This is a genomic window from Lysobacter antibioticus (genome assembly GCF_001442535.1).
Taxonomy (GTDB): domain Bacteria; phylum Pseudomonadota; class Gammaproteobacteria; order Xanthomonadales; family Xanthomonadaceae; genus Lysobacter; species Lysobacter antibioticus.
The window spans coordinates 4,692,632-4,706,132 of the sequence record NZ_CP013141.1 but is presented as its reverse complement, the minus strand read 5'-3'; the positions used below and the strand labels follow the sequence as shown (position 1 = coordinate 4,706,132).

General features: G+C 67.7%; 11 protein-coding genes. 5 read left to right on the top strand and 6 right to left on the bottom strand.

Annotated elements, in window-relative coordinates:
* Positions 1-165 precede the first annotated feature (165 nt).
* Complete coding sequence (gene rimI / locus GLA29479_RS19180; RefSeq protein WP_057919919.1) at positions 166-600, top strand: ribosomal protein S18-alanine N-acetyltransferase; 435 nt, start codon at positions 166-168, stop codon at positions 598-600.
* A 19-nt stretch (positions 601-619) separates the two neighbouring features.
* Here rimI and GLA29479_RS19175 read toward each other — a convergent pair whose 3' ends face one another.
* The 5 genes from GLA29479_RS19175 to GLA29479_RS19155 form a co-directional block, all read right to left on the bottom strand.
* The gene (locus tag GLA29479_RS19175) at positions 620-1,501 is read right to left on the bottom strand and encodes a DUF2785 domain-containing protein (RefSeq protein WP_082638815.1); all 882 of its coding nucleotides are present in this window, start codon (positions 1,499-1,501) and stop codon (positions 620-622) included.
* Between the two features lie 484 nt (positions 1,502-1,985).
* The gene (locus GLA29479_RS19170) at positions 1,986-5,036 is read right to left on the bottom strand and encodes a valine--tRNA ligase (RefSeq protein WP_057972527.1); all 3,051 of its coding nucleotides are present in this window, start codon (positions 5,034-5,036) and stop codon (positions 1,986-1,988) included.
* Between the two features lie 132 nt (positions 5,037-5,168).
* Entirely contained in the window at positions 5,169-5,594 is a 426-nt protein-coding gene (locus GLA29479_RS19165; RefSeq protein ID WP_057972526.1) for a DNA polymerase III subunit chi, read from the bottom strand.
* Between the two features lie 9 nt (positions 5,595-5,603).
* Positions 5,604-5,981 carry a hypothetical protein gene (locus GLA29479_RS19160; RefSeq protein WP_057972525.1) on the bottom strand — a complete coding sequence of 126 codons (378 nt, stop codon included), beginning with the start codon at positions 5,979-5,981 and terminating at the stop codon, positions 5,604-5,606.
* Positions 5,982-5,983: 2 nt separating this feature from the next.
* Positions 5,984-7,453: a leucyl aminopeptidase gene (locus GLA29479_RS19155; protein ID WP_057916894.1), complete on the bottom strand. Its 1,470-nt coding sequence runs from the start codon at positions 7,451-7,453 to the stop codon at positions 5,984-5,986.
* Between the two features lie 200 nt (positions 7,454-7,653).
* Here GLA29479_RS19155 and lptF point away from each other — a divergent pair, with 200 nt between their 5' ends.
* Entirely contained in the window at positions 7,654-8,736 is a 1,083-nt protein-coding gene (gene lptF, locus GLA29479_RS19150; RefSeq protein ID WP_057916895.1) for an LPS export ABC transporter permease LptF, read from the top strand.
* On the top strand, positions 8,733-9,833 hold the full coding sequence (lptG, locus tag GLA29479_RS19145) for an LPS export ABC transporter permease LptG (protein ID WP_057972524.1): 1,101 nt from the start codon (positions 8,733-8,735) through the stop codon (positions 9,831-9,833). The genes lptF and lptG overlap by 4 nt, the downstream gene beginning before the upstream one ends.
* A gap of 523 nt (positions 9,834-10,356) precedes the next feature.
* Here lptG and GLA29479_RS19140 read toward each other — a convergent pair.
* Entirely contained in the window at positions 10,357-10,845 is a 489-nt protein-coding gene (locus GLA29479_RS19140; RefSeq protein ID WP_144436621.1) for an RDD family protein, read from the bottom strand.
* A gap of 44 nt (positions 10,846-10,889) precedes the next feature.
* On the opposite strand from GLA29479_RS19140, the gene xerD reads away from it, so the two are divergent.
* Both xerD and GLA29479_RS19130 read left to right on the top strand, forming a co-directional pair.
* Complete coding sequence (gene xerD / locus GLA29479_RS19135) at positions 10,890-11,837, top strand: site-specific tyrosine recombinase XerD (protein WP_057916897.1); 948 nt, start codon at positions 10,890-10,892, stop codon at positions 11,835-11,837.
* Positions 11,838-12,433: 596 nt separating this feature from the next.
* Entirely contained in the window at positions 12,434-13,315 is an 882-nt protein-coding gene (locus GLA29479_RS19130) for a DsbC family protein (RefSeq protein WP_425599953.1), read from the top strand.
* Positions 13,316-13,501: the final 186 nt, after the last annotated feature.

Here is a 13,501-nt window from a genome sequence, read left to right as displayed (position 1 = left end):
TCCGGCGGTGCTGGCACTGTTCGATGCGCAGGCGCTGCGCGGCGATGCCGCCGCCAAGCGCGCGCTGTGGCCGCAGTTGCGCGCCCTGCGGCGCGGGAGCGCGGCGAGGTGAGCGCGCAGGCGTCCGAGTTCGATCCGGGCACGGCGCCGGCCGCGCTGCGGCCGATGCGCGAGGACGATCTCGAAGTCGTCCATGCCATCGAGATCCGCGCCTACGAGTTCCCCTGGACCCCGGGCATCTTCCGCGATTGCCTGCGCGCCGATTACCCGGCCTGGGTGCTGTCGGAGGGCGAACGCATCATCGGTTACTTCCTGATGAGCGTGGCCGCCGGTGAAGCGCACGTGCTCAACGTCTGCGTCGCCCCGGAAGCGCACGGCCACGGCTACGGCCGCAAGCTGTTGCGCGCGCTGGTGCACATCGCCCGCGGCCGCGGCGCCGAGCGCGTGTTCCTGGAAGTGCGCCCGTCCAACTCCGGCGCGATCGCGCTGTACCACAACGAAGGCTTCAACGAGATCGGCCGCCGCCCGCGCTATTACCCGGCGCGCGGCGGACGCGAGGACGCCCTGGTCATGGCGATCGAGCTGTTTCCCGAGGAATGACGCGGCTGTCGGCGCGCGGTCACGGCGCCTGCTTCAAGGCCGCCAGGATCGCTGGCTTCAGTGCCTTGATCGCAGCGTCTTCGCTCTGATCCGCCTGCACATACAGACCGCTCAGAAACGCGGTCAGATCGTGGCGACGCCCGAGCCAGCCGGCGTAGTCGGCGCGATCGAGTTTGCCGACCTTCGCCGATAAAGCGGCGAACCATGCCTGCCAATCCTCGGCCGACAGCAGGCCGCGTTGGGCCGTGAACAACAGCGGGCGGGCCAGGCGTTCGGATTCGCCGAACACATAGGCGTGACCGTTGCCTGGCACCGCCTGGGAGGCGATCGCGGCCAGGATGCGCTCGTATTGCGCGCGTTCCAGGGCGGGATTCAGGCTCAACTGCATCAGCCAGTCGGCGCCGTGGGCGACACCGTGCCGCCAACCTTGGCCTTCGATGTAGCCGCGATAGTCGCGTACCGACTCGACGTAGGCCGCGGCGCGTTCGACCATCGCCGCTCTTTCCTGCGGCGTCATCCAGGCCTTGATGCGATCGGTGCGTGCGACTTCCGACAGCACCAGGGCCGCGAACGGCGGGCCGAAGCCTGGCCCGTCTTCGCTGCCCAGCGTTGCGTACAGCGAGTCGCGCATCGCCCGCAGCGCGTTCGCGTCGAAATCGCCGGCGCGCATCCACTGGCTCAGGGCTTCGAAGGCGATGCCGTCGCGCAGCTCGGGATCGGAGGCCGACAGACAACCGATCAGGCCGGCCGCCAGGGCTTGTTTTTCGGCCGCGTCGGGCAGGGCGAATTGGCGCGCTTTCAGCGCCTGCAAGGACGCCGCGGTGTGTCCGGCAGGCGGGCAGACGCCGGCGAAGGCCGGCGCCGCCAGCAGGCAGGCGCTTAGCAGCAGGACGAGACGCATGGCTTCCGTACCCCCAAGGCCAGGAGTTCAAGCCTAGGTCGCTGCGTTACGCCACGGCAAGGGCCAGAGTTGTGGGTTCGCGCGGTGTGCACCGATGAGGAAGACGGGGGCCGGGCGATCGGCAGGAGCCGGTAGAGCGGAGCAGGGCACGAGCACGAGCACGAGCAAATCCCCCCTGCCCCCCTTTTCAAAGGGGGAAAGGCTTGGGAGATTCGTGGCGGTATTCGGCGAGGTGCGAAAGCGCATATCGAGCGCTTGGATATCGAGTCGCAACCTAGAAGCCCGCCTCCCGCCTCCCGCCTCTCAATTCCCAAGTCCCAAGTCCCAAGTCCCGAAACACGTCGTGCACTTCCCCCCCTTTGAAAAAGGGGGGCAGGGGGGATTTAGCTTTTGCTCTTCGCTCGAACGCTGCCGCAAAGAAAAAGCCGTGGCTCAGCCACGGCTTTGTCCTTGCAAGCAGCAGCGCAACGCCGCCGGGCTGCGCTCAGCCCAGCTTGGTGCGCTGTGCGGTCAGGCCTTCCAATTGCACGTTCCAGTCGACCAGGCGCTTGCGCTCCTGTTCGACCACGGCGGCGGGGGCGTTCTGGACGAAGGTCTCGCTGGCGAGCTTGCCCTGGCACTTGCCGATCTCGCCGGCGACACGCTTGATCTCCTTGTCCAGGCGCGTGCGTTCGGCACCCAGGTCGACCAGGCCTTCGAGCGGAACCAACAAGGTCAATTCGCCGACCACGGCCGACGCCGCCGGCGGCGCGTCGTTCGCGTCGGCGACGAACTCGATGCTTTCCAGGCGATTGAGGAAGCGCAACTGCGAGTCGAAGCGGGTGGCGCGATCGCGGTCGGCGGCATCGCCCTTGGCCAGCAGCAGGCCGACGTTCTTCTGCGGCGAGACGTTGAGCTCGCTGCGCACCTTGCGCAGGGCCGAGACCATACCCTTCAGCCACTCCACGTCGGCTTCGGCCTGGGCGTAGTTGGCGCTGAGGTCGCCGGCCTGCGGATACGGGCGCAGCATCACCGTGGTCTCGGCGATGCCGAGCTTGGGCGCGACCTGCTGCCACAGCTCTTCGGTGACGAACGGGATCAGCGGGTGCAGCAGCGACAGCAGGCGTTCCAGCACGTACAGCAGGGTGTGGCGGGTGCTGTCGGCGGCGGCCGCGTCGTCGCCCTGCAGGGCCGGCTTGGCCAGTTCGACGAACCAGTCGCAGAACGCGTTCCAGGCGAACTCGTACAAGGTCTGCGCCAGCAGGTCGAAACGGTAGGCGGCGAAATGGGTCTCGGCTTCGGCCGCGGCCTTGGCCAGCTGCGCCAGGATCCAGCGCTCGGCGTCGGTCTTCGGCTGCGGAGCGCCAGTGAAATTCGCGTCTTCGGTGTTCATCAACACGAAGCGGGTCGCGTTCCACAGCTTGTTGCAGAAGTTCTTGTAGCCCTCGGCGCGGCCCAGGTCGAACTTGATGTCGCGGCCGGGGCCGGCCAGCGCGGTCATGGTGAAGCGCAGGGCGTCGGCGCCGAAGGCCGGGATGCCGTCGGGGAATTCCTTGCGCGTGGCCTTTTCGATCTTCGGCGCGTCCTGCGGCTTCATCAGGCCGGTGGTGCGCTTGGCGACCAACGCCTCGGCGGTGATGCCGTCGATGATGTCCAGCGGGTCGAGAATGTTGCCCTTCGACTTCGACATCTTCTGGCCATCCTTGTCGCGGACCAGGCCGGTGATGTAAACGTCGCGGAACGGCACGCGGCCGACCAGTTCGTCGGTCATCATGATCATGCGCGCGACCCAGAAGAAGATGATGTCGAACCCGGTCACCAGCACGCTGGTCGGCAGCGCGATGTCGAAGCCGAGTTCGCCCATCTTGTCTTCGTTCGGCCAACCTTGGGTGCTGAAGGGGAACATGGCCGAGGAGAACCAGGTTTCCAGCACATCCGGGTCTTGAGCCAACTCGATCCGATCCTTGATCTTGTCGTAGTTGTCGCGACCGAGCGAGCCAAGCAGTTTCGCGCGAGCGGCAACTTCGGCGTCCGCTTCCGTCCGAGCGACTATTTCCCCGATGATCGGCGTGAAATCCGACTCGCCCGAGCGAACGGTCCAGGCGGGGATGCGATGGCCCCACCAGAGCTGGCGCGAAATAGTCCAGTCCTGGATGTTCTCCAGCCAATGGCGGTAGGTGTTGATCCAGTTCGCCGGGACGAACTTCACCTCGCCCGACTCGACGAGCTCGAGTCCGCGCTGTGCCAAGGCGTCCATCTTCACGAACCACTGGTCGGTCAGATACGGCTCGATCACCTGGCCGCTGCGGTCGCCGCGCGGCACCTGCAGGCGATGGGGTTTGATCTCGATCAGCAGTTCGGCGACATCCAGATCCGCGACGATCATCTTGCGCGCTTCGAAGCGATCGAGGCCTCGATACGTCGCCGGGATGTACTTCTCGACGATCGCGGCCATGCCCTGTTCGGCGAACAGGGAAAAGTCGTCCGCGTATTGATTCTGCTGCGGCGTGCAGGCGTCGCGATCGATCTTGGTGAAGTCCGGGTCGGCGGAAGACAGCACGTGCTTGAGCGCGGTCGGGCCGGAAAGCGTCCAGACCGATGCGTCGGGCGCGAAGATGTTGATCGACAGCAGCGAATGGCGCTGGCCCACCGCGTAGTCGTTGAAGTCGTGGGCGGGCGTGACCTTGACCACGCCGGTGCCGAACGCGCGGTCGACATAGCTGTCGGTGATCACGGGAATGCGGCGGCCGGTCAACGGCAGATCGACGAACTTGCCGTGGATGGCGATGTAGCGTTCGTCCTCGGGGTGCACCATCACTGCGGTATCGCCCAGCATCGTCTCCGGGCGGGTGGTGGCGACCACGACGTAGTCGCGGATTTCGCGCAGAGTTTCGTTGCCGTCGGCGTCGCGCTCGACGTATTCGTAGCTCGCGCCGTCGGCCAAGGGATAGCGGATCGACCACATGTGGCCGTTCTCTTCCTCGTTGGCTACCTCCAGGTCGGAGATCGCGGTCTTCAACACCGGGTCCCAGTTGACCAGGCGCTGGCCGCGGTAAATCAATCCCTTCTCATGCAGGCGCACGAACGCTTCGGTGATCGCGTCCGAGGCCATCGGGTCCATGGTGAACACGCTGCGCGACCAGTCGCCGCTGGCGCCGAGGCGGCGCATCTGGCGCTCGATGGTGCCGCCGGACTGTTGCTTCCAGTCCCAGACCTTTTCGATGAATTTGTCGCGGCCCAGCGAGTCGCGGGTCTCACCCTTGCCTTCGATGGCGAGGTTGCGGCCGACCACCATTTCCGTCGCGATGCCGGCATGGTCGGTGCCCATCTGCCACAAGGTGCGATAGCCGCGCATACGGTGATAACGGATCAACGCGTCCTGCAGGGTGTGCTGGAACGCATGGCCCATATGCAGGGTGCCGGTGACGTTGGGCGGCGGCAGCAGGATCGTATAAGACTGGCCCTCGCCGCGCGGCTGGAATACGCCGCTGCTCTCCCACTGCTCGTAGAGGCGGGCTTCGAACTGCTTGGGGTCGTAGCTGGAGGCGAGGGACATATTGGCGGGAATCGGGAATGGGGAATGGGGAATCGTTTAAGGCAACAGCAGAGCAACGCCGGAGATGGGAAGGAGGATGGATGCATCGGGCCTTTACGATTCCCGATTCTCCATTCCCGATTCCCGAACCCCTCACATATCGTGCTTGTTGAGCGTCAGCCCGCGGGCCTGGTACTGCTTCCAGCGCTCGCGCAGCGGGCCGCGCGCGGAGTCGTCGGCGGGCACCACTTCGAGGACGCGGTCGAAGCCGTCCTGCACCGGCGTGTCGCGCAGGTTGATCACCAGCGGCCGCAACGGCGCGTCGACCTCGGGCGCGGCGATCAGCACGTCGGCTTCTTCCTCGTCGAGGTCGGCGCCGGCGATCTGGTGCGGGATGTAGGCATCCTCGCCCATGTCCCACAGCATGTCGTCGAGCGCTTCGGCCTGTTCGGCGTTGCGCGCCAGGATCAGCGTGGGCAGGCCGGCGTCGTGGGCCTTGCGCGCCAGTTCGCAGACCAACCGCAGCGGTTGCTCTTTGAAGCGCGGCGTTTGGATCAGATAGAAGTCAGCGCGGGCCATGGGCGGGTATCAACCGGTATATGCGGCCGAGCCGCCGAAAACGAAATAACCCAGCAGGGCGCCGCCGACGTTGAGGGCGAACCAGCCGAGCAGGAGCAGGAAGAACGCGCCGACCGCTTTGAGCTTGCGTCCTGCAGGCCGGGTCCGCGCCAGGTAGATCGGCACGAACAGCATCGCCAGCACGACGATGCCGATGTTCATCCACGGCGAGCGGCGATGGCCGAACTCCTGCTGGTCGCCATGCAGCCACATGAAAATCCAGAACAGGCCCAACGCCAACAGCAGCCAATCCACCGGCGTGAAACCGGCCTGCGCGTAGGGCGACATCGCGTAGATGCCGCTTGCCAGGCCGGTGATCGCCGACAGGATCAGCGCATTGCGCTTCATCCTCAGGCGGCGCGCTCGAGCAGCCACTGCGACAGCAGGCCGACCGGACGGCCGGTGGCCAGGCCACGCTTGCCTTCTTCGTTGGAGACGCCGGCGATGTCGAGATGCGCCCAGCGCTGGCCTTCGGTGAAGCGCGACAGGAAGCAGCCGGCGGTGATGGCGCCGGCCCAGCGGCCGCCGATGTTGTAGACGTCGGCGAAGGTCGATTCGAGCTGGGTCTGGTATTCGTCCCACAGCGGCAGGCGCCAGGCGCGGTCGAAGACCTGCTCGCCGGCGCTGGTCAGCTCGGCGGCGAGGTCGTCGTCCTTGCTCATCAGGCCGGTGGCGAACTTGCCCAGGGCGACCACGCAGGCGCCGGTCAGGGTCGCCACGTCGAGCAGGGCCTGCGGCTCGAAGCGCTGCGCATAGGTCAGCGCATCGCACAGGATCAGGCGGCCCTCGGCGTCGGTGTTGCCGACTTCGATGGTCTTGCCGGACATGCTGGTGAGCACGTCGGAGGGGCGGTAGGCGTCGGCGTCGGGCATGTTCTCGACCGCCGGCACGATCACCACCAGGTTGATCGGCAACTGCATGCCGACCGCCGAGACGAAGCTGCCCAGCACCGAGGCGGCGCCGCACATGTCGAACTTCATCTCCTCGATGCCGCCCTGCACCTTGAGGTTGATGCCGCCGGTGTCGAAGGTGATGCCCTTGCCGACCAGCACATAGGGCTTGGCGTCGCCGCCGTTGTCGTACTTGAGCACGATCAATTTCGGCGGATTGGCCGAGCCGCGGGCCACGGCGAGCAGCGAGCCCATGCCGAGCGCCTGCATCTGCTCGCGGTCCAGCACTTCGCACGAGGTGTTGTCGAAGCGGCCGGCGAATTCCTGCGCCTGCTCGGCCAGGTAGGCCGGGTTGCAGATATTCGGCGGCAGGTTGCCGAGCTCGCGGGCGAAGGCGACGCCGGCGGCGATCGCCTGGCCCTGGGCCAGGGCGGTGGCGTCGTCGCCGCGGATCGACAGCTTGCGCAGGCCGGGCTCGTCTTTCTTCTTGCCGAGCGTAGCGGTGTAGCGGTAGCAGGCATGGTCGGCGGCGATGGCGGCCTGGCGGATCGCCCAGGCGGCGTCGCGGCCGGTCACCGGCTCTTCGCTGAGGGTCAGCAGCGCGTGCTCGACCGGGCCGGCCTTGAGCGCGCGCGCGGCATCGCCGACGGCCTTGAGGTACTGGGCGACGCCGAACTTGCCGGCCTCGCCGAGGCCGATCACGAGCACGCGCGGTGCGGTCACGCCGGGCAGGTCGTGGAGCAGGGAGGTCTTGCCGGTCTTGCCGCTGATATCGCCGCGTTCGAGCAAAGCCGTCAGGCGCCCGCCGCTGACTTCATCCAGCGTTCGCGCGGCAGCCGTCAGGGTCTTGTCGGCGAAGGCGCCTACCACGACGCAATCAGTTTGAGCGGCCGCGAGTGCGTCGCGGTTCAGGTCGAATTCGAGGGTCATCCAACAGATTCCCAGCAGCTAAGAAGAGTTTGTCCGTACAATCGAACGGCTTTGCGGGGCGTCGGTCCCGGGCTCGATGCCCGTGCCGCCATCCTGGGTCCTCGACCTCGCGCCTCCGGCTATCCCGGAGCGCCAGCAGACAGGTCGGCCGTCGAACGAACCCCCGAGTTTAAAGCAAGCCTGCCCGATGCCGAAGCCCGATGCTCAAGCTTGACCGTTACCTGACTGGCGAATTCGCCCAGGCCGTCTTCGCGACCCTGGTGGTGTTGCTGATCGTGAGCGTCGGCGGCGCCTTCACCGACGTGCTCGAGGACATCGCCAAGGGCAAGGTCCCGGCCGGGCTGATGCTGCTCCAGCTCGGCCTGGTGCTGATCAAGTGGCTGCCGCTGATCCTGCCGCTGGCGTTGATGCTGGGGCTGATGCTGGGCATCGGCCGGCTCTATCGCGATTCGGAAATGCCGGTGATCGCCTCGATCGGCGTCGGCCCGCGCCGGCTGCTCAAACCCTTGCTGATGGTGGTCGGGCCGATCGTGGCCGTGGTCGCCGCCTGCTCGCTGTGGCTGGGCCCCTGGGCCGACCGCGCCTCGCGCGAGATGATCAACGAGGCCAGCCGCAGCCTGGTCGTGGCCGGCCTGGAGCCGGGTGCCTTCACTGGCCTGCCCAACGACAACGGAGTGATCTACGTCGGCGCGATGTCCAACGACGGCACCCGCTTCGAGCGCATCTTCATCTACCGCAACAAGCCCGACCGCCAGGACGTCACCACCTCCAAGACCGGTCACCTGACGGTGCGCCCGAACGGCGACCGTTACCTGACCCTGGAGGACGGTTTCGAGGTCGAGGGCCCGAAGGACGGCGGTCTCAACTACCGGTTGATGCGCTACGCCAGCAACGACGTGCTGTTGCCGGCCAGCGAGGACCGCTACGACCCGTCCCTGCCCGAGATGATGTCGACCACGCAATTGTTCGGCGATCCGCGCCGCGAGGCCGCGGCCCAGCTGCATTACCGGATCGCACCGCCGCTGCTGGCCCTGGCCTTCGCCCTGCTGGCGGTGCCGCTGGCGCGCAGCACCCCGCGTCAGGCCCGTTACGGCAGCGTGCTGATGGGCTTTTTGGCCTATCTGATCGGCAACAACTTCATGATGATGGGCAAAGGCTGGATCGAGGACGGCAAGATCCCGACCTTCCTCGGCCTGTGGTGGTTGACTTTGCCGCTGTTGGCGGTTGCCGGCTGGCTGTATTTCCGCGACGGCCGCGTCGCGCGCAGGCGGGTGGCGCGATGAAGCCGTTCCCGAAGATCCACGACGTCTACGTCGGCAAGACCGTGCTCGGCACGGTGCTGCTGACCTGGGCGGTGCTGCTGGGCCTGGATTTCATGCTCAGCCTGGTCGGCGAGTTCGGCGACGTCGGCAAGGGCCGCTACGGCCTGATGCAGGCCCTGGCCTACATGGCCATGACCGTGCCGCGCCGCGCTTACGCCTTGTTCCCGTACGCGGCGGTGATCGGCGCCCTGATGGCGCTGGGCCAGCTAGCCTCGACCTCGGAGTTGACCGTGCTGCGCGCGGTCGGCCTGTCGCGGCGGCGCCTGAGCCTGGCCGTGGCCGGCGCGCTCGCCCTGCTGACCCTGCTGATGGTGGTCAACGGCGAGACCCTGGCGCCGGAAGGCCAACGTCGCGCCGATGCGCTCAAGACCGCGGCCAAGTCCAACAACCAGGTGGTGGCTCAATATTCCGGGGTCTGGGCGCGCGAGGGCGATGTCATCCTCAGCGCCAGCCAGGGCCAGGAGCGCAGCGAGGACCAGGACCGCTGGCTGGAACTGCGCGACGTCAGCCTGTACCAGTTCGGCCAGGACGGGCGCCTGGTGTCGCTGGCGCTGGCCAAGATCGCCGAACATCGCCCGGGCGGCTGGCTGCTGCGCGACGTCACCCGCACCACCTTCCTGGCCAAGTCGGCCGAGCAGGTCCATGTCGCCGAAGAGCGCTGGGAGTCCAAACTCGACAGCGCCGCCCTGATGAGCGGCAGCAACCGCCCGCGCTACCTCAGTGCCAAGGCCCTGCACAAGGCGATCGAGGACCGCGAACGCAACCGCCTCGATGCAGCCGAATTCGAGGCCTATTACTGGGGTCGCTGGTTCTACCCGCTGAACGTGCTGACCTTGTGCCTGGCGGCGATTCCGTTCGCCTTCGGCAGCCTGCGCAGCGGCGGCATGGGCAAGCGCTTGTTCATCGGCATCGTGTTCGCGCTGCTGTTCTGGCAGTTGCAGACGCAATTCGTCGAACTGGCCAAGGTGTTCCGCTTCGACTTCCGCCTGGCCTACGCCGCGCCGACCGTGGTGATGCTGGCCGTCTCCGCCTACCTGTTCAAACGTCGGTCGGGGTGAATCGAAAGCGCTCGCGAGCCATTGGCTCGCGCTTTCGATGAACGCCCGGCGCGCTGCGCCGGGCCGGGGCCGCAACTTTCAGGTCGCGTAATGTCGCAACGAAGCCGCGGCACTGCCGCGTGGACTGTGTGAACGCCCGGCGCGCCGCGCCGGGCCGGGGCCGCAGCTCCCGGCCCATGCGTTCTCTCCACGGAGCTTCGCCATTGGCTCGCGCTTTCGATGAACGCCCGGCGCGCTGCGCCGGGCCGGGGCACGTCGGGTCAGATCGCGATTACCCCAACGAAGCGGCGGGGGTACTGACTCCATGGCTGGAGCCCTTGCGTGAACTCGGCCGGCGCCGGCACCTTCAGTTACGCGGTCGCGGCTCGCGCCGCTCCTACCCCGCGATAGTTCGAGGCTTCGATCATCGACGCGGGCGGTGCTCCCTCTGCATGTCCCTTGGTCGCGGCTTGCGCCGCTCCTACAGTGATGACGGCATCGGCACCGGCGACTTCGCAGGACTCTGCAATCGTCCCGTCAGCACTCACTTCGGCCGCTTAGGCACGCGCAATATCCGGGTCCCGCTGGCGCGGTCGTGCCAGGTCAGGCGATCGCGATCGAACCAGGCCCACCAGAAGCCCAGGCCGAGCGCGGCCAGCGATACGGTGCCGACCGCATAGCGGATCGCCAGCGCTCGCCATTCCGGCGCAGCGCCATCGGCACCGATCACGCGCAGCCGCCACGGACGCATGCCGAGGGTTTGCCCGCCGCGCCGCCAGCTCAGCGTCGCGTAGCCGCCGGCGATCAGCCAGCACACGAGCCACAGCGCCCATTGCAGGGCGCTGAAAGGCGGAATGTTTTCGCGCTGCCCATGCCCGGACAAGGTGTAGGCGATGGTGAACGCCGCGCTTGCGACCAGCCACAGCGCCGTGACCGGCCAAAAATCGTAGAACAACGCGAACAGGCGCCAGCCGACCAGGGCGGCGGGCTTGGCAGGTGCGGGATCGGCGGCGGAGATGTCGTTCGAGCTCATCGCATCAGGATATAGGCAGCCGGACCGCCTGCTAAGCTGCGGCCATGAGTGCCAGTACACCCGCCGAACGCCGCAGCCAGGCGATGGCCTTGCCGCCCTTGGGCGACGCCGACGATGCGGCGATCAAGTCCTTCCTCGACACGATCTGGGCCGAGAGCGGCCTGGCCCAGCAGACCCTCGACAGCTACCGCCGCGATCTCGAAGGCCTGGCGCGCTGGCGCGACGGCAGCGGCATCGCCAATGCGGATCGTTCGGCCTTGTTCGATTATCTGGCCTGGCGCACCCGCGAAGGCTATTCGCCGCGCAGCAACGCCCGCCTGCTGTCGGCCCTGCGCGCGTTCCATGCTTTTCTCCTGCGTCGCGGCGTGCGCAGCGACGACCCGACTGCATTGCTGGCGCCGCCGAAGTTGCCGCGCTCGCTGCCCAAGGCGCTGGCCGAGAGCCAGATCGAAGCCTTGCTGGCGGCCCCGGCCGTCGACGAGCCGCTCGGGCTGCGCGACCGCGCCATGCTCGAATTGATGTACGCCTCCGGCCTGCGGGTCAGCGAGCTGGTCAATCTGCCCTCGACCGCGGTCAATCTGCGCCAGGGCGTGTTGCGGGTCACCGGCAAGGGCAGCAAGGAGCGGTTGGTGCCGCTGGGCGAAGAGGCCCAGCACTGGCTCGAACGCTATCTGGCGCAGTCGCGTCCGCAACTGGCCGGCAAACGCGCGCTGGCGCCGCTGTTCCTGGCCGCGAGCGGTGAGGCCCCGAGCCGGCAGGAGTTCTGGCACCTGGTCAAACGCTACGCTGCCGTTGCCGGCATCGACCCGGCCAAGATCAGCCCCCACGGCCTGCGCCACAGCTTCGCCACCCATTTGCTCAACCACGGCGCCGACCTGCGCGCCCTGCAGATGCTGCTGGGCCACAGCTCCCTGTCGACCACCCAGATCTACACCCTGGTGGCGCGCGAGCAGCTCAAACGCCTCCACGCGCAGCACCATCCTAGGGGGTGAGCCAAGCCCGCTAGGCGGCACTGCCGCCTGGGCTTGGCGAACGCCCGGCGCGCTGCGCCGGGCCGGGGCACGTCCTAGCCGATCGCGAGTACCCCAAGCAGCGCTAGGCGGCATTGCCGCCTGCTGCTCTGAACGCCCGGCGCCCCTGCGCCGGGCCGGGCACGTCCGGTCAGATCGCGAGTACCCCAAGCAGCGCCAGGCGGCACCGCCGCCTGCTGCTCTAAACGCCCTGTTTGGGTCTTCACCGGCCCCCAGCCGTCGCCGCCGGCTCAGTTGGCGGTCGCGGCTTGCGCCGCTCCTACCCCGCGACAAGCCGCTGCTTCGATCAGTGACGGTGGCGGTGCGGCCGCTGCCTGTCCCTTGGTCGCGGCTCACGCCGCTCCTACCCTCGCTGCGGTCCGTCGCCCCGTCCCGGCGGCCAGGGTCCCGGGCCGATACAGGCATCCGCACCGCAAACCGCGACCCCCATCGCCACTTCGCCGTGTGACTGCGGTTGCGGAACGGCGTTCGCGTGGCCGGCCGTGCCACAATCGGTAGAACCTATTCCTCGTCGAGCGGTCCAAGACCCCGACCTCAGAACGCCAAGGATTCGATTGATGAAGCGCATCATTTTCGCCGTGCTCGGCGCGATCAGCCTGTCCGCCTGTGCCCAGGCGCCGCAGGGCGCCGCCGCCAAGAGCGATCCGGCCGCCCCCGCCAAGACTGCAGCCGCCGCCAAGGGGGCGGCGCCGGAGGTCAAGGCCGGCAGCGCCGATGCGCTGGCCGTCGAGGCCATCCGCCAGCTCAATCCCAACGTCAGCATCGACAAGGTCGGCCCGTCGCCGGTGCCGGGCTTCCGCGAAGCGCTGGCCCAGGGCCAGGTCGTGTACGTCAGCGACGACGGCCGTTACCTGTTCCTGCCGGGCTCGGGCGGCGCGCTGTTCGACACCCAGGCCAAGAAGAACCTCAGCGAAAGCAGCCTCGCCGGCATGCGCAAGGACCTGCTGAAGACCATCCCGGCCAGCGAGCGCATCGTCTTCGCGCCGGCCAATCCGAAGCACACGGTGACGATCTTCACCGACGTCGAGTGCGGCTACTGCCGCAAGCTGCACAGCGAGATCGCCGAGTACAACCGTCAGGGCATCGCGGTCGAGTACCTGGCGTTCCCGCGCATGGGCATCGGCAGCGAGGACTATAAGAAGATGGTCTCGGTCTGGTGCGCGGCCGACCGCCGCAAGGCCCTGACCGACGCCAAGAGCGAGCAGAGCATTCCGAACAAGGACTGCAAGAACACCGTCACCATGCAATACAACGTCGGCCAGCGTGCGGGCCTGACCGGCACGCCGATGATCCTGACCTCCGAGGGCATCCAGCTCGGTGGCTACGTGCCGCCGGCGCAGTTGCGCGAGGCGCTGGACAAGATCGCCGCCGACGCCAAGCCGGCCGCCTCCGGCGCCAAGCCGACCGCGGCCGTCGCCGTGCCGACCGGCGGACGCTGAGCAAGGTTCCGCGCCCGGATTTCCGGGCCCAGGTTCGATCGCATCGCCGCCCACTGGGCGGCGATGTCGTTTCCGGGCTGCGTTTCGCGGGCCGCCTGGTCCGGCCCGAGGGCGAAAACGGGCAACGGCCGAAGAGGCAAGCGGGGGCGTCTCGCGCCGGGCAGGGGGGGCGTGGACCGCCGCGCG

Coding starts and splice junctions, on each gene's coding strand:
- GLA29479_RS19160 (WP_057972525.1), bottom strand. CDS start 5,981: ATGAAGCGCAATGCGCTGATCCTGTCGGCGATCACCGGCCTGGCAAGC.
- GLA29479_RS19165 (WP_057972526.1), bottom strand. CDS start 5,594: ATGGCCCGCGCTGACTTCTATCTGATCCAAACGCCGCGCTTCAAAGAG.
- lptF (WP_057916895.1), top strand. CDS start 7,654: ATGCTCAAGCTTGACCGTTACCTGACTGGCGAATTCGCCCAGGCCGTC.
- xerD (WP_057916897.1), top strand. CDS start 10,890: ATGAGTGCCAGTACACCCGCCGAACGCCGCAGCCAGGCGATGGCCTTG.
- rimI (WP_057919919.1), top strand. CDS start 166: ATGCGCGAGGACGATCTCGAAGTCGTCCATGCCATCGAGATCCGCGCC.
- GLA29479_RS19140 (WP_144436621.1), bottom strand. CDS start 10,845: ATGAGCTCGAACGACATCTCCGCCGCCGATCCCGCACCTGCCAAGCCC.
- GLA29479_RS19155 (WP_057916894.1), bottom strand. CDS start 7,453: ATGACCCTCGAATTCGACCTGAACCGCGACGCACTCGCGGCCGCTCAA.
- GLA29479_RS19175 (WP_082638815.1), bottom strand. CDS start 1,501: ATGCGTCTCGTCCTGCTGCTAAGCGCCTGCCTGCTGGCGGCGCCGGCC.
- GLA29479_RS19130 (WP_425599953.1), top strand. CDS start 12,434: ATGAAGCGCATCATTTTCGCCGTGCTCGGCGCGATCAGCCTGTCCGCC.
- GLA29479_RS19170 (WP_057972527.1), bottom strand. CDS start 5,036: ATGTCCCTCGCCTCCAGCTACGACCCCAAGCAGTTCGAAGCCCGCCTC.
- lptG (WP_057972524.1), top strand. CDS start 8,733: ATGAAGCCGTTCCCGAAGATCCACGACGTCTACGTCGGCAAGACCGTG.